We start from the raw sequence: 26468 nt of genomic DNA on the forward strand, positions 1-26468 counted from the left end.
GTTACGGACCGCTCTCGCCCCGACGCCGTCGCCGGGCAGGCCCGGGCCGGCCGCCCCTGCCGACCGCCGGCCCGGAGGCTATTGTTGAAGCCGCGCCTTCCAGAGAGGTTGCCGATGACCGCACGCCCGTCCCGCACGCCCCGCGCGGGGCGCCCCCTCGTCGCCACCTGCGCGGCCTGCCTGATCGGCGTCGCGGGCTGGCACCGCGGCGTCGCGCAGGCCGTGCCCGAGCGCGGCGGCCTCACGATCCGCCTGACGGTGCCCGCCGCCACGCCGGCGGAGTCCGGCGTCTACGTGGCCGGCAGCTTCAACGACTGGAACCCTGCCGCGCCGGGCTACCGGCTCGCCCCGCACGACGGCGGGTACGCGATCACGTTGCCCGACTCCGTCCGGGGGCCGCTGGAGTTCAAGTTCACCCTCGGCTCGTGGGAGACGGTCGAGTTGACCGCGTCGGGCGGCGACGTACCCAACCGCACGCTCACCGTGCCCCCGACGGGCGCCGTCACCTACACCGGCTCCGTGGCGGCCTGGCGAACGGGGCCCGCCGCGCCTCGCGCCCACACCGCCTCCGCGTCGGTCGCCGTTCTCGACACCGCGTTCGCGATCCCGCAGCTCGGGCGCTCGCGGCGCGTGTGGCTCTACCTGCCGCCGAACTACGCAGCGTCGGGCAGGCGGTATCCCGTGCTCTACCTGCAGGACGGGCAGAACGTGTTCGACGCCGCCACCAGCTACGCCGGCGAATGGGGGGTGGACGAGACCCTGGACAGCCTGCATGCGGCCGGGGACCCGGGCGTCATCGTGGTCGCGGTGGACAACGGCGGCGACCACCGGATGAACGAGTACCAGCCGTGGCCGAGCGCGAGCGGCCGCTTTGGCGGCGGCGAGGGCTCCGCTTACGTGGAGTTCCTCGCCCGGACGCTGAAGCCGTACGTCGACGCCCACTACCGGACGCGCCCCGACCGCGTCAGCACCGGCATCGGGGGCTCGAGCCTGGGCGGGCTCATCTCCTTCTACGCCGCCCTCAGGTACCCGGACGTATTCGGGCGCGTGATGGCGTTCTCCACGCCGTTCTTCCTCAACCCGCAGCTGTTCGGGCTCGCGCGCGCCCTCCACGCGCGCCGGCCGGCGACCCGGTTCTACTTCGACACCGGGCTGAACGAGGGCGCGTCGGCGGTGGGAATCCCCGAGCGCGCGATGGCGCGATCCCAGGAGGCCATCGTGGACTCGCTCGCCGCCGCGGGGATCGACACCGTCGCGGACGTGCGCTCCCGGCTGCCGGCGGACGGCGCGCACGCCGAGTGGTTCTGGCGCCGGGAGTTCCCGGCGGCGTACACCTGGTTGTTCGCCGGCGCCGGCCGCAGCCCGCGTTGAGCGACGCCGCCGGCCGCGGGACGCGGCCCGCGCCGTCCCGCCTCCCCCCGATCCCACGGAGCCGCCCATGGCGATCTCGCTCGCTCCCGACGTGACGAAGCAGGCGGTCGCGTCCATCCGTCGGTTCTTCGCCGAGAGTTGGGGCCAGGAGGTCGGCGACCTCAAGGCGGGCCTGCTGCTCGACTACTTCGTGAGGGAGATCGCGCCCTGCGTGTACAATCGGGCGATCGCCGACGCGCAGGTGTACCTGCGGGATCGCGTGGCGGATCTCGAGGGAGCCTGCTGGGAAAGGGAGTTCGGCTACTGGCCTCCGCCCTCGCAGCGGGCCGGCCGCTAGCCCCGACATCGCCCGCGCCGGGCGGCGGCGGCGCCGCCGGACCCGGCCTCGAGACCCGTCACACCGCGTGAGGAGGAGCCGTGCCAGGAAAGCTGCGGGACCAGGTCGCTCTCGTTACCGGCGCCAGCTCCGGCATCGGCCGGGCGTGCGCCCGCGCGCTGGCGGGCGAGGGGGCCGCGCTGGTGCTCACGGCCCGGCGGCGCGAGCGTCTCGATGCGCTGAAGCGGGAGCTGGACTCGGCTGGCGGCCGCGCCGTGCTGCTCGCCGGTGACGCGCGGGAGGAGAGCACCGCCCTCGGCGCGGTGAAGGCGGCGACCGACGTCTTCGGGCGGCTCGACATCCTGATCAACAACGCCGGCGTCGGGAACTACAAGAACCTGGTGGACACCAGCGCCGCGGAGTACGACGAGCTGATGGACAGCAACGTCCGCTCGACCTTCCTGTTCACGCGCCACGCGGTGCCGGTGATGCTGCGGCAGAAGGCCGGCACGATCCTGATGATCTCGTCGATGGCGGGCGTCTACGGCTTCGGCGGCGAAGCCGTCTACTGCATGAGCAAGTTCGCGCAGGTCGGCTTCGCCCAGGCACTCGACCGCGAGCTGCGCGGCAGCGGGATCAAGGTCGGCGCGATCTGTCCGGGCGGGGTCAAGACCGAGTTCGCGCTCGGCAAGGGCCGCACCGAGCAGTCCGTGGCGGCGTCCGACATGCTCGACCCGGAGGACGTGGCCGGCGTCGTGCTCCTCGCCTGCACCCAGTCGCCGCGCTCGCGGATCATCGAGGTGCAGCTGCGGACGATGGGGGAAGCCCTGGCGTAGGCTCCCACGCTCGGGTCGCCCGCAGACCGCGGTGCGACCCGAGGCTGGAGCGGCCCGCACGCTCAGCCGACTTCCGTCACCCCGTCCGGCCCGGCCCAGTCGTAGGCGCGTTCAGCGTTGCGGAGGCGCCATCGCCTCGGCCAGGTCGTCTCCAGCCAGTCCTCGGGCTCGCCGAGCGGCTGCGGCCGCGCCGCCAGCGCGAAGGCCGCGCGGAGATCGCGCCGCTGCACGGCGCCGAGCGCGTCGGGCGCGAGCGACGCAAACAGCATCGTCCCGCTCCTCGCGACCAGGTCAAGCCACTGGCGGTTCTGCACCCAGGGAATGGCCGTGGTGACGCCAACGCAATCCGGATCGGCGGCGTAGAACGCACCGTGCTGCGCAGCACGATACCCGAGGGCGTTGACACCCATCCTCGGAACCCGGTTCCATTCGGTGCCGCTCGTGTCGTCGCCGATGCGGCACATGTCGAAGATCCCCGCAGAGAGATGACTCACCGTGTTGCAGCCGAGGACGAGCGCGTCGCCCGCCGCGGCACGGATCGCCCGGTACAATCCGTCGACGACCTCGGCCGTCGTCCGCCCGGCGCCGGTCGCAAAGGTCCAGCTCCCTCCGGTGAGCGCGGCACCCATCTGGAAGCCCCAGCGCCCGAATACGTCGAACGTGGAGTAGTCGTGCTTGATCAGGGCGAAGCCCCAGTCGCGCAGGCGGCCGATGTCGGCGGCGACCTTCTCGAGCACCTCCGGCACGGTGGGGTCGAGCACGCCACGCTCGCGCGGAAGGCGCCAGGCGTCGGGCGCATCCGCGGGCGCCAGGAGCGGCCGGATCCAGATGCCGGGGACGGCGCCCGTCCGGCGGACCTCGGCGGCGAGGCCGGGCAGGTCGGGAAACCGCTCGTTGCCATGGTCCCAGATCCCGGCGGCCGGACTCCGTTCGGCGTGCTCGGGCTGCCAGCCGTCGTCGATCACCGCGAACGGCCGGTTCGCGTCCGCGGGCGAGAGGTCCACGACATGCTGCGCGTCGGCGAGGACGCTCGCCGCACTGTTCTTCCCGTACGCCCAGTACCAGTCGTTGGTGCCGTAGACCGGGTGGGGCGGCAGCCTCGGGGCGGGACACAGCTGCCGGCAGAGCGCGCGGAGGGCTGCGAACGCACCCTCACCTGGGCGGCCGGGGCGGCAGACGACCTCGCACGCCGTGAGGGTACGCTCGCCCAGCTCCACCCCCCTGGAGCCGCTCCGAACGTCCGCCCAGAGGCTGATGCCCCCGGGATCCACCTGCCAGAAGCAGAACGCGCTGGCGCCGGTGCGGACGCCGTACCCGTGCGTGCGCCTGCCGTCCCACGCGGCCACGTACCACGGCATCACCCGGTCGGGGACGAAGCCGCGCCATTCCAGATCGCCGTAGCCTCGCTCCCACGCGTCACCCAGCAGCAGACGCGTGCCGTCCAGCCGGCCGCGCCATCGGAGGTGGAGGCGTCGGACGGCCACCGAGGGGGCCGCCAGCGTCACCCGCAGCGCATCCGGCAGCTCGGCGACCGATACGGCGACACCGGCACCCTCCCATCGGCCGCCGCCGGCGGCGCCCAAGGGCGCGTAGGCGGCGGCGGTCTGGACGGAGACGGCGTCCGGCTGGCGATGAAGGTCGAGGAAGGTGTCGGACGGCGGCGGCGCGGCCGCAGTCCCGGCGCCGCGAGGCTCCGTGACCGGGCCCGCGGGCAGCGACAGGCCGATGGCGGCGAGTGCGCCTCGCTCTAAGAACTGCCGGCGCGACGGCATGCTGCGCTCCAACATAGCGCCGCCGGCCGCTGGCCGCTCACGTCGTCGTCCGGCGTGGCGGCACGTAGTCCCCGCCCCGGATCGCCACCACCAGCGTCGGCACGAGGAACAGCGTGATCGGCGTCGAGACGGCCAGCCCGCCGATGACCGCGAGCGCCAGCGGCTGCTGCATTTCGCTGCCCGCCCCCAGCGCCAGCGCCAGAGGGAACAGCCCGAACAGGGTGCACAGCGTCGTCATCAGGATCGGCCGCAGCCGGACGCGGGCGGCGTCGATGATGGCGCGCTCGAGCGGCAGCCCGTCCAGCAGCCCGCGCCGGCGGGTGAAGTCCAGCAGGATGATGCCGTTCTTGACGATCAGCCCCACCAGCAGGATCAGACCCATGAACGACGACACGTTGAGCGCCGTGCCCGTCCCCAGCAGCATCCCGATGGCGCCGATGAACGAGACCGGCGCCGCGAGCGCGATCACCAGGGGCTCCACGAACGATTCGAACTGCAGCACCATCACGGCCACGACGCTCACCGCCGCGATGCCGAGCACCATCAGCATCGCGCGGAACGCATCCTGCTGGCTGGCGTACTGCCCCCCGAACTCGATGCGGAGCCCGCCCGGCGGCCCCTGGGCGGCGAGCACGGCCCGCACGTCGTGCATGATCTGGCCCAGCGACCGGCCGCTGACGTCGGCCGTCATGGCGATCATCTGCTGCTGGTTCTCGCGGTCCAGCTCGGCACGGGAGGTGAGCGGCCGCAGCGTGGCCACCGCGGCGAGCGGCGCCGAGCGGCCGCGGGCGCCCGCGGCCACCGGGATCGTGCCCAGCTTCAGGGCATCGAAGCGCACGGAGTCGGGCGCCCGCGCCCGGACGTTGATGGCCCGGTCGTCGGTGCGTACCTGGCCCGCGTTCACCCCCAGGAGCGCGCCGCTCACCGCGTCGCCCACCTGCGCCGGGGTGAGCCCGAGGCGGCCCGCCTCCGCGCCGTCCACCCGCATCATCATCTCGGCGCTCGGGAAGCTGACGCCGTCGTAGAGGTCCTCGATCCCGTCCACCTTGGACAGGGCGGGGGCCAGCCGGCGCGCGTAGGCCTCGAGCGAGTCGAGGTTCGAGCCGAACAGCTTCAGCTCGATCGGCTTGGCGCCGCCCGCGAGGTCGTTGATCACGTCGGAGAGGATCTGGACGAACTCGATGTGGAGCGTCGGCACCGCGGCGTTCACCTGGTCCCGCACCGTATCCATCACCTGGAAGATCGACCGGCTCCGCTCGCTCCGGCGCTTGAGACGCACCACCACGTCGCCCGTGTTCTGGAGCGTGGCGAACAGCCCCAGCTCGGCCCCGGTGCGCCGCGAGGTGCCCGTGACCTCCGGCGTGCGCGCGAGGATGCTCTCGACCAGCCGCAGCTCGCGATCGGTCTCCGCGAGCGCCGTGCCGCCGGGCGTCCAGTAGTCGAGCACGAACGCGCCCTCGTCCATGTCCGGCAGGAACCCGCTGCCCACGTACCGCTGCGCCGCGACGCCGGCCACGATCAGCACGCCGGCCCCGGCGAGCATCCGGCGCGGGTGGTGCAGTACCGCGCCCAGCGCCCGCACGTACCGGTCGCCGAGGCCGTCGAGGCCCCGCGCCACCAGCCCGACGGCCGCGAGCCCTCCCTGCCGCGCGCCGCCGGCCTCCTCGCCCACCGGCGTCTCGCGCGCGGCCAGGAACTGGTCCGCCAGCAGCGGGATGATGGTGAGCGCGAGCAACAGCGAGATCAGCACCGCGATGGTGAGCGTCAGCGACAGCGCCGCGAAGAACTGGCCCACCACGCCCTGCAGCAGCCCGAGGGGCAGGAACACCACCACGGTCGTGATCGTGGACGTCGTCACCGGCCAGATCAGCTCCTGGACCGCCTCGCGGATGGCGGCCCGCCGGTCGTCGACCAGTGCGAGGTGCCGGGCGATGTTCTCCGTGATCACCACCGCGTCGTCGATCACCAGGCCGATGGCGATCGCCATCGCCCCCAGCGTCATCAGGTTGAACGTCTGCCCGAGCAGGTTCATCACGAACACGGTGATGATGAGCGTGAGCGGGATCGAGGTGGCGCTCACGGCCGTGATCCGCCCGTGCCGCAGGAACGCGAGCAGGATCACGACCGCCAGCGCGGCGCCGATGAGCATCGCGTCCCGCACCGACTTCACCGCGTCCCGCACCAGCTCGGCCTGGTCGTAGACCACCTTGTAGTGCACGCCCGGGGGCAGCGTCGGCGCGAGCGCCGCCATCGCCCGGGCGACGCTGTCGGCCAGCTCGAGCGTGTTGCCGCCCACCTGGCGCGTGATGTTGAGCAGCGCGGCGGGCCGCCCGTCGCCGGCGATGACCCGGACGTGGTCCTCGGTGCCCAGGCTCACCGTGGCGACGTCCCGCACCCGCAGGCCGCCGCCGATCGCGACGCTGCCCACGTCCTCGGGCGTGTGCGCCTCCTGGTCGGTCACGATCAGGTACTGGCGGTAGTCCTTGGCGATCCGGCCCACCGCCTCGGGGGTGATGGCCTGGCGGATGTCGGCGGCCAGCTGGTCGTACGTGATCCCGAGCGAGGCGAGCCGCGCGGGGTCCGCCACGACCTCGAGCTCCCGCACGTCGGTGCCCTGCACGTCGACGCGGCCCACGCCCGGCACGCGGGAGAGGACCGGCTTGATCTCGTACAGCGCGATGTCGTTGAGGGTCGCGGGATCGCCGCCCTCGAGATTGTAGGACAGCACCGGGAACAGCGACGGGGTGAGCCGCTCGACCCGGATGTCCAGCCCGGCCGGAAGATCCGACGCGACCTGGCTGATGCGCGCCTGCACCAGCTGCAGCGCGTAGATCATGTCCGTCCGGGGCGCGAACCACATCGAGATCTCGCTCGCGCCGCGGATCGACTTCGAGCGCACGCGCAGCACCCCCGGCACCACGCTCACCGCCTCCTCGATGGGCCGCGTGATGCTGAACACCACCTGGCGCGCGCCGAGCGAGGAGCCCTCGGCGACGATCGCGATGCGCGGGAACATCAGCTCGGGGTAGATGGCCGAGGGGAGCACGAGCGCGGACCCGATGCCCGCTGCCGAGAGCAGCGCGACCGCGAGGTAGAGGAAGCGGCGCTGATGAACGAGAACGTCGAACAGCTTCACGGCTTGGCCGGGACGATCTTCGCGCTGTCGGACACGCCGTAGGCGCCGTAGGTCACCACCGTCTCGCCGCCGGCGAGGCCCGCCGTGATCTCCGCGGCGGCCTCGCTGCGCGCGCCCACCGTGACGTCGCGCGCGTGCGCGATCCCGCCGTGGTCGACCACGAACACCTGGAACGCCTCGCCCTGCGGCACCAGCGCCTCCAGCGGCACGGTCACGGCGTGCGGATCGGTGCCCGCGGCGATGCGTCCGAAGACCGTCTCGCCGATCGTGAGCGGGCGGCCGGCGCGGCCGACCCGGACGCGGACCTCGACGGCGCGGGTGGCGGAGTCGAGCGCGGCACCCACGTCGCCGACCGTGCCGGCGCCCAGGGAGTCCCCGCGCGCGCTCTCGCCGGACCAGAAAACGACCCGCTGGCCGGGGCGGACCCGCCCCGCCTCGCCGGGCGAGAGGCTCAACACCACGTCGAGCGCCGACAGGTCGGCGATCTCGACCAGCGGCGCAGTGGCATCGGCCGGCGCGCCCATCACGGCCGACATCCGCGTGACCACGCCGGACACCGGCGCGTGCAGGGTCGCGAGCGCCTGGGCGCGCTCCGCGCTCACCTGCGCCGCCTCGGCCTGCGCGAGGTCCGCCGCGGCCTGGTCCACCTCCTTGCGCGGCACGATCCCCTCCCCCGCCAGCCGCACGGCGCGATCGCTCGCGGCCCTGGCCACGTTCACCGCCGCCTGTGCGCTCCTGGCCGCCGCGTCGAACGGCGCGCGGTCAAATTCGATCAGCGCGTCGCCCGCTCGTACCGCCTGGCCGGCCACCACGAAGATCCGGGCGACCCGGGTGGGCCCCGGCGCCCCCAGGGCCGCGAACCGGCCCGGCCTCGGCGACACCGTGCCGAGCGCCGTGACGTAGCGCGTGAACGGCCCCACGGTGGCGACCGCCGTCCTCGCGCCGACCACCGCCTGGACGTTGCCACGGGCCTCCGACTCCGTGTCGCCGCCGCCGGGGGCGCAACACACAAAGGCCAGTTGCGAGACGCACAGCAGCGTCCAACAGCCTTGGCGAACGTGACTCATGGCGAAGCCTCGGATGCCGTGAACAGGCGCACCGCCGCATCGGCGGCGCTCGCGGCGGCGAGATCGTTGACCAGACGGCCCAGCGCCTCGCGGGCCTGGCGCTGGGCCTCCAGCACGCTGGGCAGCGCGACCGCGCCTTCGGCGTAGGCCGCGAGCGACATCGCCGCCACGCGGTCGGCCCCCGAGACCAGGCTCCGGTCCCGCGCCAGCTTGGCGCTCGCGACGGCCAGGTCCCTCCGCGCCTGCGCCAGCGCGGCGTCGCTTTCGCGGCGCGCCACGTCCAGCTCGGCCTGCGCCAGGTCCCGCGCGGCCGCGGCCGCGGCGATGGCGCCGCCGTTCCAGTTGAACAGCGGGAAGCTCAGCGCCAGGCCGAACGTCGGCAGCAGTCCGGTCTCGGCGCCGGTGGGATCGTGGCTGTCGAACCCCAGCACGAGACTCGGCGAGCCGACGACGCTGCGCCGCGCCAGCGCCACGGCCGCGTCCGCGGAGCGCGCCGCCGCCGCCGCCACCGCGACCGGCAGGACGACCCCGGCAGGGCCTGAGGTGTCCGCGCCGGGCGGCGCGAGCGTGTCGGCGAGCGCGATCGCGGGGCGGTCCGAGGCGAGCCCCATGACCCGCTGGACCTCGAGCAGCGCCGTCACGGCGTCCGCCGAGTCTCCGGCCGCGTCGTTGGCCAGCTGGCCGGCATTCACCGTCGAGAGCTGAACGTCCAGCTCGCTGGCGTCGCCGGCATCGCGGCGCAGCATCGCCATCCGGAGCAGGCTGTCCGCGTCGAGCGCGTTGCGGCGGGAGAGCCGCGCGCGGGCGGCCGCGGCGAGGGCGGCCGTGTAAGACTGCTCGGCGTCGAACCGCGCGGAGGCCCGCTCGAAGGCGAACCGGAAACGCGCCGAGCTCCGCGCCTCGGCCGCCACCCGGATCCGCGCGCTCCGGACCCACGGCAGGTCGAGCGGCACGTCCAGGCTGGCGTGGTACTGCGGAACATCCTTGCTGTAGCCGGCGCTGACGGTCGGGTTTTGGAACTCGCGCGCGACCATCAGCCCGGCGCGCGCGGCGGCGGTGTCGGGCGCGGCGAGCATGACGCGGGGGCCGTGCGCCAGCGCGGCGGCGACCACCTGCTCCCGGGTCACCGGCTGCTGGGCGGACACCGAGCCGGCGCTCAGCGCGGCGATGGCCGCCGGCGCCCAGATCAGCGCACGCAACGGGGTCGCCGCCACACGTTCCATGGCGGTTGAAGCTAGTCGCCGAACCTGTCGAGGAGATGACAGGCCGGGAGCACCTCGTCGGCGCCGAGAGCGGCGGAGCGGAGCGACCGGCCTGGACGGGCGACCGCCACGACGCCAGACTGATCGCGTGGCGACGGTGCGACACGCGCTGACGCGCGACGGGTGGATCCTGTTCTTCACGCGATCGGTGCGCCTGTTCGCGTACGGCGCGCTCTCCGTCGTGCTGGTGCTGTATCTGACGGGTCTCGGCCTGAGCGCGGGCCAGACCGGGATGCTGCTCACCCTCACCCTCGGCGGAGACACGGCCGTCTCCCTGTGGCTCTCCACCCGGGCCGACCGGCTCGGGCGGCGGCGCATGCTGGTCATCGGCGCCGTGCTCATGGCCGCCGCCGGCCTCGCGTTCGCCGCCACCGGCAACTTCGCGCTCCTGGTGGTCGCGGGGACGATCGGCGTCATCAGTCCCAGCGGGAACGAGGTGGGGCCGTTCCTGTCGATCGAGCAGGCGGCCCTCTCCGAGATCGTCCCCGGGGACAGCCGGACGGGGGTCTTCGCCTGGTATACCCTCGCCGGGTCGTTCGCCACGGCCGCCGGCGCGCTGGCCGGGGGCGAGCTGTCGCAGGCGCTGCAGCGGACCAGCGTGACGGCGGTCGCGAGCTACCGCGCCGTCCTGGTGCTCTACGCCGCCCTGGCGGTCCTGCTGGCCGTCTGCTTCGTGCAGGTGTCGCCGGCCGTCGAGCTGCACCGGTCGGGCACCGGCCGCGCACCGCTGCCGTCGTGGGGCATCAGCCGCTCCCGGCGCGTCGTGGGGCACCTGGCCGCCCTGTTCGCGCTCGACGCCTTCGCCGGCGGCTTCGTGGTCCAGAGCTTCGCGGCCTACTGGTTCCATCTGCGCTTCGGCGTGAGGCCCGCGACCCTCGGTGGGATCTTCTTCGGCGCCAACCTGCTGGCCGGCGTATCCGCGCTGCTGGCGTCGCGGCTCGCCGCGCGCTTCGGCCTGGTGCGGACGATGGTGTTCACCCACCTGCCGTCGAACGTCCTGCTGATCCTGGTGCCGTTGATGCCGACCCTGCCGCTGGCGATCCTCGTCCTGTTCGCGCGCTTCAGCATCAGCCAGATGGACGTCCCCACCCGGCAGGCCTACGTCATGGCCGTGGTCGCCCCGGAGGAGCGCTCCGCCGCGGCGGGCATCACGGGCGTGGCGCGGACCACCGGCGCCGCGGTCGCGCCGGTGTTCGCGGGATGGATGTTCGCCCGGCCCGCACTCGAGAGCCTGCCGTTCCTGGTCGCGGGAGCGCTGAAGATCGTGTACGACCTGATGCTGTACCGGGGGTTTGTTGGGAAGCGGGAAGCGTGATAGGTGAGAGGTGAGGGGTGAGACGTTCAAGTGAGAGGTGAGGGGCAAGGACGTGAGAGGTGAGGGTGAGAGGTGACTCGCTCAGCTCTCACCTCTCACGCTCTCGCTTCTCACGTCTCACGCTCGCGTTTCTCACGTCTCTCTTCAACCTCTCACTTCTCACCTCTCACGTCTCACCTTTCACGGCCGCCTCTCACGCCGCGCCCGCCGCCGCCGGGAACCTGACCGTCACCCGGGTGCCCTTGCCCACCTCGCTCTGAACCTCGATCCGCGCTCCGTGGGCGTCGGCGATCCAGCGCGCGATGGCGAGCCCCAGGCCCGCGCCTTCCCCGCCGTTGCCCCGGGCCCGCGCCGGGTCGCCGCGATAGAAGCGCTCGAAGATGTGCGGCAGCTGGTCCTCGCGGATCCCGACGCCGGTGTCGTCGACCACCACCTCCGCCTGCCCCGCCGGCGCGGCGACGCCGAGGCGCACCCGGCCGCCGGCCGGCGTGAACTTCACCGCGTTGTCGAGCACGATCATGAGCAGCTGGCGCACCAGCGCGGCGTCGCCCGTGAGGACCGCCTCTTCGAACGTCCCCACCTCGAGGGTCACGCCCCGCCGGATGGCCAGGGCCCGCGCCCCCGCCGCCGCGTCGAGCGCCAGGTCGTCGAGAAACACCTGTTGGCGCTCCACCGGTCGCTCGCCGGCGTCGGCGCGCGCCAGCGTCAGGAGGTCCTCGACGGTCGCGCCGAGCCGCTCGGCTTCGCCTTCGACGCGCCGCAGGGCGCGCGCGTACGCCTCGCCGTCCCGCTCGCGCTGCAGCGCCACCTCGGCCTGGCTCCGCAGCACCGCGATGGGCGTCCGCAGCTCGTGCGCCGCGTCAGCCATGAAGCGGCGCATGGTCTCCATCGACCGCTCGACCGGCGTCGTCGCCTTGCGCACCAGGAGCCAGCCGCCGAACGCCACCAGCACCAGACCGGCCAGGGCGGCGGCGCCGAACGCCCCGATCAGCGATGCGTACTGGTCCTCGAGCTCCACCACGTCGGCCACGGCCGCCCCCACGTAGGTCTTCGGTCCCGGCACGGTGAACCGGGTCGCATGGAGGCGCAGTCGGCGATCGTGCGAGGTCACCTCCAAATCCGCCGTCCCCTCGCGCGCCGCGCGCCGCGCCGCCTCGCGGATCCATGCCTCGGCAGCCGGAGGCTTCACCGGGGTGCCGTCCGGCTCGAGCAGGTACAGCGAGCGGTCGGGGATGTGCAGCTCGTCCACCGCGTCCACTACGGCGCCCGTGGCCGCGCGTGCCTCGACCTCGCGGATCCTCGCCGCCCGGATGAGCTCGCCGGCCGCGAGCCGGAGCGAGTCGTCGAGGTGCCGCGAGATCTGCGACCGGATGGTGAGGAACAGGCCCCCGCCCAGGAGCAGCAGAATGAGTCCGAACGTGGCCGCGTACCAGGCGGTGAGGCGGAGTCGCAGCAGGTCGAGCGGGCGGATCACGCGCGACTCAGACGCCGAACCGGTAGCCGGCGCCGCGGAGCGTGCGGATCAGCTTCGGCTCGTAGGCGTCGTCGATCTTGCGGCGCAGGCGCCGGATCAGCACCTCGAGCACGTTGGTGAAGGGGTCGTGGTTCTCGTCCCACACGTGCGCCGTGATCGCCGCGCGGTCCACCACCTGGCCCACGTGGCGGGCGAAGTACTCGAGCAGGGCGAATTCCTTGGCGGTGAGCCGGATGGCGCGCCCGCCGCGCCGGACGCCGCGCGAGGCGAAGTCCACCTCGAGGTCGGCCACGCGCACGGTTTCGGGCACCAGCGCCGCCTCGCGGCGCGCGAGGGCGCGGACCCGGGCCACCAGCTCCCGGAACGCGAACGGCTTGGTGAGGTAATCGTCGGCGCCGGCGTCGAGGCCGGAGACGCGGTCGTCCACGGTGTCGCGGGCCGTCAGCATCAGGATCGGCGTCTTCAGGCCGCGGCGGCGCAGCTGCGTGCACAGGTCGAAGCCGCTGCCCCCGGGGAGCATCACGTCGAGCACGATCACGTCCCAGGTCCCGAGCGCGGCGCGCTCCCGGCCCTGCTCGAAGCTGCCCGCGACGGTGGCGGCGATGTGGTGCTCGGCGAGTCCGTCGCGCACGATCCCGGCGAGGCCGGCATCGTCCTCGACGATCAGCACCCGCACGGCGGCCCCAGACGCGGCGGCCCGCCGACGGGCCGGGTGGGCGTGCCGCCGGGCCCGGTCAGTACTTCAGCCCCGCGGAATCGGCGAAGCTCTTCACCATCGCCTCCTGCTCCGGCGAGAGCTTGTCGGGCATCTCGACCTGCACTTCCACGATCTGGTCGCCGCGCTGGCCGCCCTTCTCGATGCCCTGCCCGCGGATGCGGAACTTCCGCCCCGCCTGGGTGCCGGCAGGGATGCGGAGGACGACGTGCTTCCCGTCCAGCGTGCGCACCTTCAGCTTCGTGCCCAGCATCGCCTGCGCGACGTTGATCGGCACCGTGCAATGAACGTCGAGCCCCTCGCGCCGGAAGAACCGGTCGGGCTCGATCTGGAACGCGACCATCAGGTCGCCCGCGGGCGCGCCGCCGGTGCCGCGGGGCCCGTGGCCCTTGAGGCGGATCTTGGTACCGTCGTCGGTGCCCGGCGGCACGGTCACCATCAGGCGCCGCTCCACCCGGACCTCGCCCACGCCCCGGCACGTCGGGCAGGCCTGCGCCGCGACCTTGCCCCGGCCCCGGCACGCGGGGCACGGCCGCTTCACCGCGAACCCGCCGTAGCCGAAGGAGATCGTGCCCGTGCCCTTGCACTCCGGGCAGGTGCTGAGGGTCGAGCCGGGCGCGGCTCCCGAGCCGCCGCAGGTGCCGCACGCCTCGGTCACCGGGACCGTGATCGGCACCTTGCCGCCCAACGCGGCGACGCGGAACGGAATGGACACGACGGTCTCGACGCTCTCGCCCCGCTCCGCACCGCCCTTCTTCTTGCCGGCGCCGCCGCCGAAGATGGACGAGAACAGGTCGCCCAATCCACCCAGGCCGCCCGACAGATCGCCGAAGTCCATCTCCTCGAAGCGCTGGCCGCCCGCGCCGCCGCCGGGCCGTCCCGCGCCGGACGGCGGACGCCGCGCGCCCGGCCCCGCGCCGCTGAACGCGCCGTACCTGCGGAGGTCGTCGTACTGCTTGCGCTTCTTCGCGTCCGACAGCACGGCGTACGCCTCGGTGATGCCCTTGAAGCGCTCGCCCGCGGTCTTGTCGCCGGGGTTGGCGTCCGGATGCCACTTCTTGGCGAGCTTGCGGTAGGCGCGCTTGATCTGATCCTGCGTCGCGGCGGACGTCACGCCGAGGACGGAGTAGTAGTCCTTCTCCGGCGCCATCGCCTACTGCACCGCCTCGTCGGCGACCGGCTCGGTCCAGGTCCGGACCGCGACGCGCGCGGGCCGCAGCAGCGTCCCGTTCAGCCGATACCCCGGCTGCAGCACCGAGCCCACCGTGTGGTCGGTATCGGGCGAGTCGGCCGGCATGGTCATCACCGCTTCGTGCAGGTTCGGATCGAACGGCTGGTCCACCGGATCGACGCGCTCGAGCCCGATGCCCTCGAGCGCCTTCATCAGCTTCCGCTCGACCAGCCCGGCCCCCTCGTGGAGCGCCTGGGACGTGGTCTGCGCCGGATCGAGCGCCGCGATGCGCCCGAGGTCGTCGAGCGCGTCGAGCGCGCGGACGATCAGATCGCCCTGCGCCCGGCTCCACGTCTCGGTCCGCTCGCGCGCCGCCCGCTTCTTGAAGTTCTCGAACTCGGCCGCCGCCCGGAGACAGCGGTCCTTCCAGTCCGCCGCTTCCCGCTCGAGCCGCTGCAGCCCCTCCGCGGCGGGCACCGCGAGGGCCGCCCCGGCCGTGGCGCGCTCCCCCGACGTGTCTTCCGGGGCGGCGTCGCCGGGCGCGCCGTCCGCGGGGGAAGCCAGCGGCTCCGCCGCGTCGGGCGCCGGCGGCGGCGCGCCGTGGCGAGCGTCGTGCGGATGGTGCTTCTTGGCCATGTCTCCTCGGAACCTGAACATGCGTATGTTGGCCTTGAACAATAACGTAGACGCATCAACTTGCCAGTTGCCGGCGCCGGAGGTGCAAGGAACAGGCCAGCCGCCGGGCGCCAACTTGGCAGGAGTCCTGGTCGCCAGTACGGTGGCGGAGGCCTACGTTTCGCCGCGGCGGTCACGCACAACCATTTGGAGACTCCGGAGCCACTAACCCACGGACCATGAGACGCCGTCAGCGCCGATCCGGGCCGTCCCGCTGAACACGGACGCCGCACCCGACCTCCGGGAGGAGGCGGACCGGGAACTCGCCGAGCGGGTGCTCGCCGGCGACGAGGCGGCGTTCCGCAAGCTCTACCGGCGGCACACGCCGCGCCTGCTGCAGCTCGTGTTCAGGATGCTGGCGGGCGACGAGGCCGAGGCGGAGGACGTCGTGCAGGACACCTGGATCACCGCCGTGGAGAAGCTGGGCGGCTTCCGCTGGGAGGCGGAGCTGGGGACGTGGCTCCACGCGATCGGCGTCAACGCGGCCCGGAGCGCGCTGCGCCGGCGAGGCCGGCGGCGCGAGGTCGAGTGGCCGGAGGAGGGCGAGCCGGCCGCGGCGGCGCCGCCCGCGCGGCTCGAGCCCGTGGACCTCGAGCGGGCCATCGCGTCGCTCCCCGCAGGCTATCGCACGGTCTTCGTGCTGCACGACGTCGAGGACCTGACCCACGACCAGATCGCCGAACGGCTCGGCGTCACGCCGGGCACCACCAAGTCACAGCTGTTCCGGGCCCGGCGCGCCGTGCGCGCCCTGCTGGCCCGGGATGCCGAGAGGCGGGCGACGTGAACGACTCCGACGAGCTGACCCCGGTCGAGCGGCGCGCACTGGAGGCGCTGCCCAGGGAGCGCGAAGCGCGGCCGGTGCTGGAGGAACGCGTCGTGGCCGCGTTGCAGCAGCGCGGCCTGCTCCCGATCCCGCTTGCGGTGCGCACCGGTCGGCGCCACGTCGTGCCCTGGCTGGTGGGCGCGGTCGCGGCGGCGCTCGCGCTGTTCGCCGGCGGATTCGCCGCCGGCCAGTACCTGGGCGCCAGGAGCGGCGCGGCCGCCGCGATCTCGGGCGTGCAGGCGTCGCGCGGCTCGGCCACGGAGGTCGCGGCCCACGTGGAGCGGGCGGGCGCCCTGTACGTGGCGGCGCTCGCCGCCCTGAACCAGATGAACGATTCGGCCGACGCGCCGACCCGGGCCCGGGCGCGGCAGGTCGCGCTCTCAGCCCTCGGCGCGGCGGCCACCGAAGTGGCACACCTCGCACCCAACGATCCGCTCGCGGCGGCGGTGCTGCGGGGCATGACGGAGCGGGAACAGGAGCAGCGGCCGGCGCCGTCCACCCGGTCCGTAGTGTGGTTCTGACCCAGGGAGGACGGAGCATGGTTCGTCACATCGTCGTGCTGGGCGCGCTGGTCGCCAGCGCGGGTCCGCTCGCGGCCCAGGTGGATTCCGGGACCGGCCGCGGGCAGGGCCGCGGTGCCGGCCGCAGCTACAGCTACAGCATCACGTCGCGCGAGGGCTGGCTCGGCATCGGCGTGGCGTGCAGCCGCTGCAGCCTCACGGCCTCGGACGACGGCGAGGCACGCCAGTGGACGTTCTCGGAGCCGCCGACCGTCTTCACCGTGGACCGGGACGGCCCGGCCGACCGGGTGGGCCTGAGGACCGGCGACACGCTCGTGGCGATCGACGGCGTGCCGCTGACCTCGGCGCGCGGGGGGGCCGCCTTCGCGAACATCCGTCCCGGGCAGGCAGTGCGCCTGACCTACCGGCGCGACGGCGCCGAGCACCTGGTGCGCCTCGTGGCGCAGTCGCATCCGGTCAGCTCGCAGCTCGACGCGGCCATGCGGGCCATGCGGCGCGCGCAGGAAACGCAACAGCACACCCTCGAGTCTTCGCGCGAGCAGCTGGAGCGCTCGCGCACCCTGCTGGAAGAGGCGCGCGAGCGGATGGAGCAGCAGCTCGAGCAGGCGCAGAGCGAGCGGGATTCGACCACCGTCGAGCAGCTCAACCGGCTGCGGCGCGTGCTCGAGGAGCAGCAGCGCGTGCTGGCCAGGACGCTGGCCGAGCGCTCGACGCTGGAGGGACGCGAGTGGTCCGAGCTGGCGCCCGTCGCGGCGGCACCCGCGACGCCGGCGCCGCCGGCCGTGCCCGCTCAGCCCGCGATGCCGGCGGAGCCCGCGGAGCCGGCCCCCGCGGCCCCGATGGCCGTCATCCCCGCGGCGCCCGCGACTCCGGCCCTGCCGCCGATGTCCTACCGCGAGCACCGCGGTTTCGGGCCGCTGCGCTACACCGGCCGCCTCGGCGACGTGGTGATCGAGGCGCGCGGGCCGGGAGGCGTCACGTCCACCGAGGTGTCGGACAGCGAGGTCGTCATCACGTCGGGCGACATGAGCGTGCGCCTCGCCCTAAGGCCGCGGGCGACGCCGAAGCCGGCGCGGCCGCCAGCTGCCGCGCCTGTCCCACACCCTTGAGGTTCCCTGAGCGCCTCGACGCTCCGCGACTCGTCCCACCGGGCGAGGCTCCTCACCCCGCGACTCGCGGTCGCACTTCTCTACGTCTTCAGCCACTGGTTCGGCGGCCAGAGGACGCTCTGGCCCGTGGTGGGCATCGTCGTGGCTCTCGCGATCGATCTGTCCCCGGTCCGCGAGCACCGTAGGTTCCGGGGCCGGCGGTCGAGGGGCTCCGAGGTGCGGCGCGTCGCCGTCACCTTGTCCGGCTAGGCCGGTCCGCCGAGCGGCGCCAGGCGCGCCGTGAAATGCGGCAGCACCGGGGCCCGGGAGACGATCCTGAGGCCCCGGATCGCGTCGCGTTCCTGCAGGATCCGGGTGCACACCGCGACGACGTGATCGAGGTGCGCGTCGGTGTAGACCCGCCTCGGCACCGCCAGGCGCACCAGCTCCAGCTCCGGCCAGGTCCACGCTCCGGTGGCCTCGTCGAGCTTGCCCAGCATCAGCCCGCCGATCTCGACGCCGCGCACGCCGCCCTCCAGGTACAGCGCGCAGGTCAGCGCCTGGGCGGGAAACTGGTGCTGGGGGATGTGCGGCAGGAATCGGCGCGCGTCGAGGTACACGCCGTGGCCCCCGACCGGCAGCACGATCGGGACGCCCGCGGCGCGGAGCGCCTCGCCGAACCGGCGCACCTGCCCGACCCGGTGCTCGAGGTATCGCTCGTCCAGCACCTCCCCGAGTCCGATGGCGATGGCCTCCAGATCGCGGCCCGCCAGCCCGCCGTAGGTCGTGAAGCCCTCGATCAGGATGAGCATGTTCGACAGGCGGGTCGACAGCTCGTCGTCGTTGGTGGCGATGAAGCCGCCGATGTTGACCAGGCCGTCCTTCTTGGCCGACATCGTGCAGCCGTCCCCCAGCGCGAAGAACGCGCGCGCGATCTCCTCGATCGACTTGCCGGCGCACTCGGGATCGCGCTGCTTGCAGAAGTAGGCGTTCTCGGCGAACCGGCAGGCGTCGAAGAACAGCGGGATCCGGTGCCGGCGGCACCAAACGCTGGTCTGACGGGCATTGCCGAGCGACACCGGCTGCCCGCCCCCCGAGTTGTTCGTGATGGTGAGCATCACCAGGGGGACCCGGGCCTTCCCCACTTCCGCGAGCAGCCGGTCGAGCTTCGCCACGTCCATGTTGCCCTTGAACGGGTGCTCGGCCGTGACGTCGTAGGCCGCGTCGATCACGCAGTCCACGGGCACGCCCAGGTTGTGCTCGACGTTGGCGCGAGTGGTGTCGAAGTGGATGTTGTTCGGCACGCGGTCGCCCGGCTTGACCGCGGTCGTGAACAGCAGGTTCTCCGCCACCCGCCCCTGGTGCGTCGGAATGACGTGCCGGTAGCCGGTGATGCGCCGGACGACCTCCTCGAGATGGAAGTAGTTGCGGCTCCCCGCGTACGACTCGTCGCCCAGCATGATGCCGGCCCACTGCCGGTCGCTCATCGCCGAGGTGCCCGAGTCGGTCAGCAGATCGATGGTGATCAGGGAGGCGGGGACGTTGAAGAGGTTGTAGCCGGCGGCGGCCAGGGCCTGGTCCCGCTCCGTGCGGGTCGTGAAGGCGATGGGCTCGACGACCTTGATCTTGAACGGTTCCATGGCTCAGGCGGCGGGCCCGGAGGGTGGCGCCGCTCCGCTCAATACGCGATCGAGCCACGGCTCGACGTCACGGAACACCCGTGCGCGATGCGGCTCGTTGAAGATCTCGTGGTAGAAGCCCTCGTACGTCCTCACCGTCAGGTCGCCGCCGAGCGAGCGGGCGAAGGCCTCGCTCGCGGCGCGCGAGACGATCCGGTCGTCCCCGGCGAGGAGCAGCAGCAGCGGCACGCCGATGTGACGCCCCTCGGCCAGCACGGCGGCCTGCGCCGCCTGGATCTCGCGATACGCCCGGGGCGTCATCACCCGGTGGTAGAGGGGATCGCTCTTGGCGGCCTGGCCAACCGCGGGGTCGGTCGAGAGGTACGCGAGGTCCAGCCCGGTCGCGACCGGCAGCGCGGGAAGCACCTCGACCAGCGCGCGCGCCATCGCCCGCTTCCAGCGCGGCACGCTCATCGCGACCGCCAGGAACGGGCACGAGACGATCGCGCCGGCCAGGCCCTCCGGCTCCGTCTCCAGGTAGCGGAGCGCGACGGTGCCCCCGAAGGAGTGGCCGAGCAGCAGCTGCGGCCCGCCCTGCTCGAGCGCCGCGAGCCGGCGCAGGGCGGCCACGTCGGAGAGGAACTGCGCGAAGCGCGACACGTGCCCGCGCTTGCCGGGCGAGCGCCCGTGCCCGCGCTGGTCCAGCGCGTACACGCTGAGCCCCCGCTCGGCGAACCAGGCGGCCACCTCCGAGTAGCGCCCGCTGTGGTCCCCGAAACCGTGCAGCAGGATGAGCGCGCCGCGCGCGCGGCCCCCGCCCGCGGCCGTGGCCCGCCGGAGCGCCAGCCTGGCTCCGTCGGCGGCAGTCCAGAACTCGACGTCGCCGGAGAACGCCGTACTAGTCCCCTCCTCGCATCGCCCGCCGCAGCGCCTCCAGCGCCGCCTGCGCGGCGCGCCGCCGCACCACCTCCCGCTCGCCGGGGAACGCGTAGGAGAACGCCCGCACCCGCCCGCCCACCAGCACGCCGATCCAGGTGCTGCCCACGGGCTTGAGGGCCGTGCCGCCGTCGGGGCCGGCGATGCCCGTCACCGACGCGGCGGCGTCGGCGCCGAAGGCCCTCGCGATCCCGATCGCCATCTCCCGCGCGACCGCCTCGCTCACCGCACCGTGCGCCGCGAGGCTGTCGGCCGATACCCCCAGCAGACCGAGCTTCACCTCGTTGTCGTAGGCCACGACGCCACCCAGGAACGCGCGCGAGCTGCCGGGAATCGCGGTCAGGCGTGCGCCCAGCAGGCCGCCGGTGCAGGACTCAGCCACCGCCAGCCGCGCCTGCCGGCGCTCCAGCTCCGCCAGCACCAGCGCTGCCAGATCGTCGTCGCCTTCGCCGTAGCAGTAGGTCCCCAGCAGCGCCCGCAGCGGCCCGGCGGCCGCGGCCAGGGCGGCGCGCGCCGCCTCCGCCCCGAGCCCCCAGGCGGTGAGCCGGAGATCGGTGCCCTCGGGGCTCGGCAGCCAGGCCAGGGTCAGGTGCTCGCCCAGGATCCGCGTCGGATCGCCGACGCGGTCGGCGAGCGCCGACTCGGAGATGCCGGTGGTGCGCAGGGTGAGCGACAGGATGACTTCGCCGCCTCCGGAGGCCGGAGCTCCGGTTCCTCCCGCTGCCGGTGCCTCCGCGCGTCCGTGCGCCGCCGCCTCCGTGCCGGCCCGCGGCGCCGCCGCGGTGCGCGCCCGCCGCTCCAGCAGCAGCGGGATGACTTCCTGCGCGAGGAGGCCCTGCATCTCCGTGGGCACTCCCGGCAGCAGGATCGCCAGGCGGCCACGGCCGTCCTCGAGCACCAGGCCGGGCGCGGTGCCCCAGCGGTTCGGCAGCACCCTGGCGCCGTGCGGTACGTCGGCCTGGCGGCGGTTGGCCTCCGGCATCGGCCCACGGCCGAGCCGGGCGAAGCGCTCCTCCAGGGCCGCCACGAGGGCGGGATCGCGGACCAGCGCGAGGCCGAACAGCGCCGCCACCGCATCCCGGGTGACGTCGTCGCGCGTCGGACCCAGGCCGCCGGTGACGATGACCGTGCCGGTGCGCTCCAGGGCCGCCGCGGTGGCCTCGCGGATGGCCTCGGCGTCGTCGCCGACCGTGACGCGGCGCGCCAGCCGGATCCCCGCGGCGGCGAGCGCGCGGCCGGCGAACGCCGCGTTGGTATCGACCGTGAAACCGAGCAGCAGCTCGGTGCCGACGGTCAGGAGCTCGCAGTCCACGGACTACCGCGCCGAGGCGCGGAACAGCGCGCGGTACTTGACCAGGTAGACGACGAACGAATACACCGTGAGGACGACCGCGAGACCGAGCGTCACGGCGACGAAGGCGCCGTGGAACTCGTCCCACGCGTTGCGCATGCGGCCGGTGAGACCGGTCCGGACCAGGTAGTCCTTCCAGGCGAACCAGGCGATGGTGGCGCCGATGAAGACGTACTGGAGGATGGCCTTGAGCTTCCCCTCCCGGCCGGCGGGGATCACCACGCCGCGCTTGTTGGCCTCGTAGCGCATCAGCGTCATCAGCAGCTCACGGCCCACCAGGATCACGGCCACCCACAGGGGCAGGCTGCCCCACCAGGGGATGCCGTACAGCACGGTCGGGTGGCGGGTGATCCAGTAGATCGGCACCAGGGTGGCGATCAGGAGCGCCTTGTCGGCGGCGGGGTCGAGCAGCATGCCGAGGTCGGTGACCTGCTGGCTGCGGCGCGCCAGGTAGCCGTCGACCACGTCGCTCACGGCGGCGGCGACGAAGATGATGAACGCGATGACCTTGGGCCAGTACCCTTCGATGAACGGCAGGAGCGCGATGACGGGCGCCAGTCCGATGCGCGCCAGCGTCAGCAGGTTCGGCAGGTTCCACATGCCGGGATCAACCCAGCGACTTCAGGACCAGCTTGCTGACGGCCTTGAGCGTTTCGAAGACCCCGTCACCCGTGATCGCCACCGCCTCGTAGGCCGGGGCCCGCTCGATCCACTCCCCGGTCGGGAGCTGCCAGACCAGGTACTCGCCCGCCCAGTTGGCGTCGGGCGTGACCTGGTGCCGGTCCGGGTTCGCGAGCGGCCAGCCGGGATTGAGGCCGGCCTGGAGGTCCTTGATGGGCGAGGCGTTGGGCAGGTCGCGCTTGTTGTACTGGATCACGAACGGGAGCTTGGTCAGGTCGTAGCCGTACTCGGCCATGTTGTCGTACAGGTTCTGCATCGACTCGATGTTCGCCTCCATCCGCTCGACCTGGCTGTCGGCGACGAACACGATGCCGTCCACGCCCTTGAGGATCAGCTTGCGGCTCGCGTTGTAGTAGACCTGGCCCGGCACCGTGTAGAGGTGGAAGCGGGTCTTGAAGCCGCGGATCGTGCCGAGATCCACCGGCAGGAAGTCGAAGAACAGCGTCCGCTCGGTCTCGGTCGCCAGCGAAATCAGCTTGCCGCGCGTGTTGGGCTGCACCTTGCCGTACACGTGCTCGAGGTTGGTGGTCTTGCCGCCGAGCCCCGGGCCGTAGTAGACGAGCTTGCAGTTGATCTCGCGCGAGGCGTAGTTGATCATCGACATGGCGCGAGCCCTCTGTGGTCAGTCCCCGAACAGCTTGTCGATCTCATCTTCCGCCTCTTTGGTGCCGAAACCCTCGACCCGCGCGCTCTGCGTGCCGGACCGGTTGAACATGTCCTCGAACACCTTGGTGAGGATCTCGACCGTTCCCTTGACCTTGAGGCGCACCAGCCCGAGGGTGGTGCGGCTGTCGAACAGCGCCACCAGGATCACCCGGCGCGCGACGTCGGCGAGGTACATCGACTCCTTCTCGCCCTGGTGGAACAGCGAGGAGAACTCGTGCTCGCCGATCATCTTGGCGAGCTGGTCGTTGGCGCTGAAGTCGGCGGCCGTCAGCGAGGCGAAGGCCTGCGGGTCGAACTGGGGCGGCTCCCCCACGTTCGCCACCACCTGGCCGTTCCGGTCGACCAGGATGAGGCTCTTCACGTTGGTCTCCCGCAACAGGCCATTCATGTGCTCGGTGATGGCCTTGTAGTCCTCTTCGCGGAACGACCAGCTCGACGCACCAGGCATCCGTGCTCCGCTCAGGAGAGTTGCGCTTCCATCCGGCGTACGATGCTCTCGGCCCGGCGCCGGAGGGCGGGATGGACCTCCCAGGCGAGGTAGTCGCGCAGCACCTGCACCGCCTCCACGCCCGGGTGCCCGCTCAAATACCCCAACGCCGCCAGACGGCGCAAGGGGCGGGCGCTGAACAGCGCGCTCCGCCACCTCCCCATGGAGCGCTGCGCCAGCACCGCGCCGGCCAGGAATCCCGCCGTCGCCGCAGCCGCGAAGTACAGTCCCCGGTGTCTCACGCGCCCGGGAACTGCCGCCGCGCGGAAAACGCCTGCGCGATCGTCTCCCCGTCGGCGTATTCCAGCTCGCCGCCCACGGGCAGGCCCCGCGCCAGCCGGGTCACCGCCACGTCCGGCGAGCGCGCGCGCAGCGTGCGCTCCACGTAGTGGGCCGTCGCCTCCCCCTCCACCGACGGATTGGTGGCCACGATGATCTCCCGCACGGCCGTGCCGTTGGCCACGCGCGCCAGCAGCGACGCCACGTTCAGCTGGTCGGGTCCCACGCCGTCCAGCGGCGAGAGCCGGCCGCCCAGCACGTGGTAGCGGCCCCGGTACTCGCCGGACCGCTCGATCGCCGCCACGTCGGAGGCCTCCTCCACGACGCAGATCAGCGCGCCATCGCGCCGCGCGTCGCTGCAGATGGCGCACGGGTCCGACTCCGTGAGGTCCCCGCAGACCGAGCAGGCGCGGATCCGTTCGCCGAGCGCGGCCACCGCACGGGCCAGGCGCGCGGACTCCTCACGGGGCTGCTTGAGCAGGAAGTACGTCAGGCGCTGCGCCGTCTTGCGGCCGATTCCCGGGAGCTTCGCGAGTTCGGCGACCAGCTCCTCGATGGCGGACACGGCTACAGCGAAAACGGCAGCGGGAACGGCAGGACGCTCTGGACTTTCTTGACCTCGTCCTGGGCCATCTCCGCCGCCCGCTTCTGCACCTCCGCCACCGCGGCCACGACCAGATCCTCGAGCATCTCGACGTCGCCCCCGAGCAGGCTGGGGTCGATGTGGACCTCCCGCACCTGGCCCCGGCCGTCGGCCGTCACGGTGACCATGCCGCCACCGGCCGAGCCCGTCACGGTGCGCTGCGCCAGCTCGCTCTGAATCGCGGCCAACCGCCCCTGCATTTGCTGCCCGAACTGGAGGAGCGCACGAATATCGGTCATTGGTGGAAACCTAGGCCCCGCGCCTGCCGGGGGCAAGCCTACTCGAGAAGCTCCAAGTCCAAGCTGTCTATAGCGCTATCTAGCGTCGGGTCCTTCCCGCGCAGGGCCTGGAGCCGCTCGGCCTTCGCCCCCGTGGCGGTGACCCGCTGCGCGGTGGGACGGACCGGCGACTCGCGCACCGTCCCGCTCGGCGCACCGGGGCCCGCGCTCCCGCCGGGGGACCCGGCCTGGGCCCGGGGTGGTCCGCCGGACGCCTCCGCGGCGACGACCCGGACCGGGGTGCCGAGCACCCGCCCCACGATCGCCTCGATCGACGGGCGCCCCCGGCTCAGCCCCTCCCCGGTCATGGGGTTGCCTCCCCTGGCGCGGATGCGGACCGCCGTGCCGTCGCAGGCCACCGGCTCCGCATCCTCGAGGGCGCTGGCGAGCATCGGCTTCTCCGCGCGCGCGGCCGCCACGACGTCCGCCCAGGCGCCGCGCACGGCCTCGAGGGTGAGCGGGCCGCCCGGCGCGCTCGCTCGCGGCGGCGCCGGCGCGGGGGCCGGTGTCGGTGCCGACGCCGCCGGCGCCGCGCTCTCGCGTACGGCAGGGGCCGCCGGGTCGCGCATCGTCGCCGGGCGCGACGAGGCGGGTGCCGGGCTCTGGCCGCCGCCCTCCGACGCTCTGGTCACCGCTCGCACCTTGCCGTCCGGCAACTTCCCTGCACTCTCGCCTCTGAGCAGTTCCGCTATCTCCACGGTGCGGTCCATGAGACACCACCGCACCAGCATCGTCTCGACGGCGAGCCGGGCATGCGCCCCGCGCCGGATCGGCTCCTCCGCCTCCTCGAGCACGTGGAGCATCCGCAGGAGGTCGCCGGGCTCCAGGGCCGGAGCGATGCGGCTCACCTGCGCCGCGAGCGCCGACGACACGCCCTCGGGCCGGCCCCCGAGCCGCACCGCGAGCAGCGCGCGCAGCACGTCGCCCGCGCCGTCCGTGAACGCCGTGAGGTCGAGACCGGCCTCCACCAGCTTGGCGACGAACGGGAACACGTCCGCCGCCCGGTGCTCCGCGACCATGTCCAGCGCCTCGGCGTAGAGCTCGTCGCCCACCAGGCCCAGGACCTGGCGTACCCGCGCCGCGGTGAGCGTGCCCTCGCCGAACGCGGTGGCCTGGTCCAGGACCGACAGCGCGTCCCGCAGGCCGCCGTCGGCGACGCGGGCGATGATCTCGACCGCGTCGTCGTCCGCGGTGAGGCCTTCCCGCACCAGGACGCTCCGGACGTGGTCCGCGATCGCCTGCGGCCCCACCCGCCGGAAGTCGAACCGCTGCAGCCGGCTCATCACCGGCGCGGCGGTGTTGGTGATCTTGTGCGGCTCGGTGGTGGCGAAGACGAAGACGACGCCCGCCGGCGGCTCCTCGAGGATCTTGAGGAGGGCGTTCCAGGCGTCGCGGGTCAGCATGTGGGCCTCGTCCACGATGTACACCTTGTGGCGGCCCTCCTGCGACGCCGCGTACATCGCCCGCTCGCGGAGGTCGCGCGCGTCGTCCACGCCGCGGTTGCTGGCCGCGTCGATCTCGACCACGTCGAGGCTCGCCGAGCCCGCCCAGATGCGCGCGCACGACGGGCACTCGCCGCACGGCTCGCCGGGGGCCGCGGTGGGCCGGCCCGCGTGGCGGGCCTCGCAGTTCAGGGCCATGGCGAGGATGCGGGCGGCGGTGGTCTTGCCCACGCCGCGCGGGCCGGCGAACAGGTAGCCGTGGGCGACCTTCCCCTGCTCCACGGCGCCGCGGAGCGCGCGCGCGACGTGCTCCTGGGCGACCAGGTCGGCGAACAGACGCGGACGGTAGCGGCGTGCGAGGGCTAGGTACATGCGACTCGGTGATCGGGAAGGAGGAGAGGATGCCCCAGGCTCCCCGCCGCGACGCGAGACATCACTTAGCGCTGCTGCCTTCGGGGCCCTGACGCGGTTCGTGCGCCCTCGCCCGTCGGACCTGGGGCACTCTCAAGGTAGCACGCCCCTGCGACAGAGACCAGTTGCGAGA

25 protein-coding genes and 1 other RNA gene are annotated in these 26468 nt (G+C 73.3%); 7 read left to right on the plus strand and 19 right to left on the minus strand.

The window, feature by feature from the left end; translation table 11 throughout:
• Positions 1-114 precede the first annotated feature (114 nt).
• From VMF70_02080 to VMF70_02090, 3 genes are all read left to right on the plus strand, one after another.
• Positions 115-1371 carry an alpha/beta hydrolase-fold protein gene (locus VMF70_02080; protein ID HTT66795.1) on the plus strand — a complete coding sequence of 419 codons (1257 nt, stop codon included), beginning with the start codon at positions 115-117 and terminating at the stop codon, positions 1369-1371.
• Between the two features lie 67 nt (positions 1372-1438).
• Complete coding sequence (locus tag VMF70_02085; protein ID HTT66796.1) at positions 1439-1708, plus strand: DUF2164 domain-containing protein; 270 nt, start codon at positions 1439-1441, stop codon at positions 1706-1708.
• 80 nt (positions 1709-1788) lie between these two features.
• Complete coding sequence (locus tag VMF70_02090; protein HTT66797.1) at positions 1789-2523, plus strand: SDR family oxidoreductase; 735 nt, start codon at positions 1789-1791, stop codon at positions 2521-2523.
• Between the two features lie 62 nt (positions 2524-2585).
• Here the strand turns inward: VMF70_02090 and VMF70_02095 are convergent, their stop codons facing one another.
• The 4 genes from VMF70_02095 to VMF70_02110 are packed head-to-tail and all read right to left on the minus strand — an operon-like array spanning position 2586 to position 9721.
• The gene (locus tag VMF70_02095) at positions 2586-4295 is read right to left on the minus strand and encodes a hypothetical protein (GenBank protein HTT66798.1); all 1710 of its coding nucleotides are present in this window, start codon (positions 4293-4295) and stop codon (positions 2586-2588) included.
• Between the two features lie 37 nt (positions 4296-4332).
• Positions 4333-7431: an efflux RND transporter permease subunit gene (locus VMF70_02100; GenBank protein ID HTT66799.1), complete on the minus strand. Its 3099-nt coding sequence runs from the start codon at positions 7429-7431 to the stop codon at positions 4333-4335.
• Positions 7428-8441: an efflux RND transporter periplasmic adaptor subunit gene (locus VMF70_02105; GenBank protein HTT66800.1), complete on the minus strand. Its 1014-nt coding sequence runs from the start codon at positions 8439-8441 to the stop codon at positions 7428-7430. The genes VMF70_02100 and VMF70_02105 overlap by 4 nt, the downstream gene beginning before the upstream one ends.
• A 53-nt stretch (positions 8442-8494) precedes the next feature.
• A complete protein-coding gene (locus tag VMF70_02110; protein HTT66801.1) occupies positions 8495-9721 on the minus strand; it encodes a TolC family protein in 1227 nt (408 codons plus the stop codon).
• A 127-nt stretch (positions 9722-9848) separates the two neighbouring features.
• On the opposite strand from VMF70_02110, the gene VMF70_02115 reads away from it, so the two are divergent.
• Complete coding sequence (locus tag VMF70_02115) at positions 9849-11075, plus strand: MFS transporter (protein ID HTT66802.1); 1227 nt, start codon at positions 9849-9851, stop codon at positions 11073-11075.
• Positions 11076-11268: 193 nt separating this feature from the next.
• On the opposite strand, the gene VMF70_02120 is transcribed toward VMF70_02115, so the two are convergent.
• From VMF70_02120 to VMF70_02135, 4 genes are read right to left on the minus strand one after another with little or no spacing between them, the layout of a single operon-like run.
• Positions 11269-12549: a HAMP domain-containing sensor histidine kinase gene (locus tag VMF70_02120; protein ID HTT66803.1), complete on the minus strand. Its 1281-nt coding sequence runs from the start codon at positions 12547-12549 to the stop codon at positions 11269-11271.
• A 7-nt stretch (positions 12550-12556) separates the two neighbouring features.
• Positions 12557-13225: a response regulator transcription factor gene (locus tag VMF70_02125; protein HTT66804.1), complete on the minus strand. Its 669-nt coding sequence runs from the start codon at positions 13223-13225 to the stop codon at positions 12557-12559.
• A gap of 58 nt (positions 13226-13283) precedes the next feature.
• A complete protein-coding gene (dnaJ, locus tag VMF70_02130; protein HTT66805.1) occupies positions 13284-14414 on the minus strand; it encodes a molecular chaperone DnaJ in 1131 nt (376 codons plus the stop codon).
• 3 nt (positions 14415-14417) lie between these two features.
• On the minus strand, positions 14418-15071 hold the full coding sequence (locus VMF70_02135) for a nucleotide exchange factor GrpE (GenBank protein HTT66806.1): 654 nt from the start codon (positions 15069-15071) through the stop codon (positions 14418-14420).
• A gap of 313 nt (positions 15072-15384) precedes the next feature.
• Between VMF70_02135 and VMF70_02140 the strand changes: the two genes are divergently transcribed.
• The 3 genes from VMF70_02140 to VMF70_02150 are packed head-to-tail and all read left to right on the plus strand — an operon-like array spanning position 15385 to position 17563.
• On the plus strand, positions 15385-15894 hold the full coding sequence (locus VMF70_02140) for a sigma-70 family RNA polymerase sigma factor (GenBank protein HTT66807.1): 510 nt from the start codon (positions 15385-15387) through the stop codon (positions 15892-15894).
• Positions 15891-16454: a hypothetical protein gene (locus tag VMF70_02145; GenBank protein ID HTT66808.1), complete on the plus strand. Its 564-nt coding sequence runs from the start codon at positions 15891-15893 to the stop codon at positions 16452-16454. The genes VMF70_02140 and VMF70_02145 overlap by 4 nt, the downstream gene beginning before the upstream one ends.
• 17 nt (positions 16455-16471) lie before the next feature.
• Positions 16472-17563 carry a PDZ domain-containing protein gene (locus VMF70_02150; protein ID HTT66809.1) on the plus strand — a complete coding sequence of 364 codons (1092 nt, stop codon included), beginning with the start codon at positions 16472-16474 and terminating at the stop codon, positions 17561-17563.
• Between the two features lie 245 nt (positions 17564-17808).
• On the opposite strand, the gene VMF70_02155 is transcribed toward VMF70_02150, so the two are convergent.
• From VMF70_02155 to ffs, 11 genes are all read right to left on the minus strand, one after another.
• Entirely contained in the window at positions 17809-19182 is a 1374-nt protein-coding gene (locus tag VMF70_02155) for a tryptophanase (protein HTT66810.1), read from the minus strand.
• 3 nt (positions 19183-19185) lie between these two features.
• Positions 19186-20007 carry a lysophospholipase gene (locus VMF70_02160; GenBank protein ID HTT66811.1) on the minus strand — a complete coding sequence of 274 codons (822 nt, stop codon included), beginning with the start codon at positions 20005-20007 and terminating at the stop codon, positions 19186-19188.
• A 52-nt stretch (positions 20008-20059) separates the two neighbouring features.
• Positions 20060-21409, minus strand: coding sequence for a nicotinamide-nucleotide amidohydrolase family protein (locus VMF70_02165; GenBank protein ID HTT66812.1), 1350 nt, complete (start codon positions 21407-21409; stop codon positions 20060-20062).
• A gap of 3 nt (positions 21410-21412) precedes the next feature.
• Complete coding sequence (pgsA, locus tag VMF70_02170; protein HTT66813.1) at positions 21413-22048, minus strand: CDP-diacylglycerol--glycerol-3-phosphate 3-phosphatidyltransferase; 636 nt, start codon at positions 22046-22048, stop codon at positions 21413-21415.
• A gap of 7 nt (positions 22049-22055) precedes the next feature.
• The gene (locus VMF70_02175; GenBank protein ID HTT66814.1) at positions 22056-22733 is read right to left on the minus strand and encodes a GTPase domain-containing protein; all 678 of its coding nucleotides are present in this window, start codon (positions 22731-22733) and stop codon (positions 22056-22058) included.
• An 18-nt stretch (positions 22734-22751) separates the two neighbouring features.
• Positions 22752-23243 carry a roadblock/LC7 domain-containing protein gene (locus VMF70_02180; protein HTT66815.1) on the minus strand — a complete coding sequence of 164 codons (492 nt, stop codon included), beginning with the start codon at positions 23241-23243 and terminating at the stop codon, positions 22752-22754.
• An 11-nt stretch (positions 23244-23254) separates the two neighbouring features.
• Positions 23255-23524: a hypothetical protein gene (locus VMF70_02185; protein HTT66816.1), complete on the minus strand. Its 270-nt coding sequence runs from the start codon at positions 23522-23524 to the stop codon at positions 23255-23257.
• A complete protein-coding gene (recR, locus tag VMF70_02190) occupies positions 23521-24126 on the minus strand; it encodes a recombination mediator RecR (protein HTT66817.1) in 606 nt (201 codons plus the stop codon). Before recR ends, VMF70_02185 begins: the two co-directional genes overlap by 4 nt.
• Before the next feature lie 2 nt (positions 24127-24128).
• Positions 24129-24443 (minus strand): YbaB/EbfC family nucleoid-associated protein, encoded by a 315-nt coding sequence (locus VMF70_02195; GenBank protein ID HTT66818.1) that lies wholly within the window; start codon positions 24441-24443, stop codon positions 24129-24131.
• Between the two features lie 38 nt (positions 24444-24481).
• The gene (gene dnaX / locus VMF70_02200) at positions 24482-26296 is read right to left on the minus strand and encodes a DNA polymerase III subunit gamma/tau (GenBank protein ID HTT66819.1); all 1815 of its coding nucleotides are present in this window, start codon (positions 26294-26296) and stop codon (positions 24482-24484) included.
• A 29-nt stretch (positions 26297-26325) separates the two neighbouring features.
• An RNA gene (gene ffs, locus VMF70_02205) (signal recognition particle sRNA small type) lies at positions 26326-26423 on the minus strand.
• Positions 26424-26468 lie beyond the last annotated feature (45 nt).

This window comes from Gemmatimonadales bacterium (assembly GCA_035502185.1).
Taxonomy (GTDB): Bacteria; Gemmatimonadota; Gemmatimonadetes; order Gemmatimonadales; family JACORV01; genus Fen-1245.

What these genes read in the sequence shown, in the direction of transcription:
- pgsA (HTT66813.1), bottom strand. Translation starts at nt 22,048, where the DNA reads ATGTGGAACCTGCCGAACCTGCTGACGCTGGCGCGCATCGGACTGGCG.
- dnaJ (HTT66805.1), bottom strand. Translation starts at nt 14,414, where the DNA reads ATGGCGCCGGAGAAGGACTACTACTCCGTCCTCGGCGTGACGTCCGCC.
- VMF70_02110 (HTT66801.1), bottom strand. Translation starts at nt 9,721, where the DNA reads ATGGAACGTGTGGCGGCGACCCCGTTGCGTGCGCTGATCTGGGCGCCG.
- VMF70_02195 (HTT66818.1), bottom strand. Translation starts at nt 24,443, where the DNA reads ATGACCGATATTCGTGCGCTCCTCCAGTTCGGGCAGCAAATGCAGGGG.
- VMF70_02135 (HTT66806.1), bottom strand. Translation starts at nt 15,071, where the DNA reads ATGGCCAAGAAGCACCATCCGCACGACGCTCGCCACGGCGCGCCGCCG.
- VMF70_02180 (HTT66815.1), bottom strand. Translation starts at nt 23,243, where the DNA reads ATGCCTGGTGCGTCGAGCTGGTCGTTCCGCGAAGAGGACTACAAGGCC.
- dnaX (HTT66819.1), bottom strand. Translation starts at nt 26,296, where the DNA reads ATGTACCTAGCCCTCGCACGCCGCTACCGTCCGCGTCTGTTCGCCGAC.
- VMF70_02085 (HTT66796.1), top strand. Translation starts at nt 1,439, where the DNA reads ATGGCGATCTCGCTCGCTCCCGACGTGACGAAGCAGGCGGTCGCGTCC.
- VMF70_02155 (HTT66810.1), bottom strand. Translation starts at nt 19,182, where the DNA reads ATGGAACCGTTCAAGATCAAGGTCGTCGAGCCCATCGCCTTCACGACC.
- VMF70_02095 (HTT66798.1), bottom strand. Translation starts at nt 4,295, where the DNA reads ATGCCGTCGCGCCGGCAGTTCTTAGAGCGAGGCGCACTCGCCGCCATC.
- VMF70_02150 (HTT66809.1), top strand. Translation starts at nt 16,472, where the DNA reads ATGGTTCGTCACATCGTCGTGCTGGGCGCGCTGGTCGCCAGCGCGGGT.
- VMF70_02080 (HTT66795.1), top strand. Translation starts at nt 115, where the DNA reads ATGACCGCACGCCCGTCCCGCACGCCCCGCGCGGGGCGCCCCCTCGTC.
- VMF70_02175 (HTT66814.1), bottom strand. Translation starts at nt 22,733, where the DNA reads ATGTCGATGATCAACTACGCCTCGCGCGAGATCAACTGCAAGCTCGTC.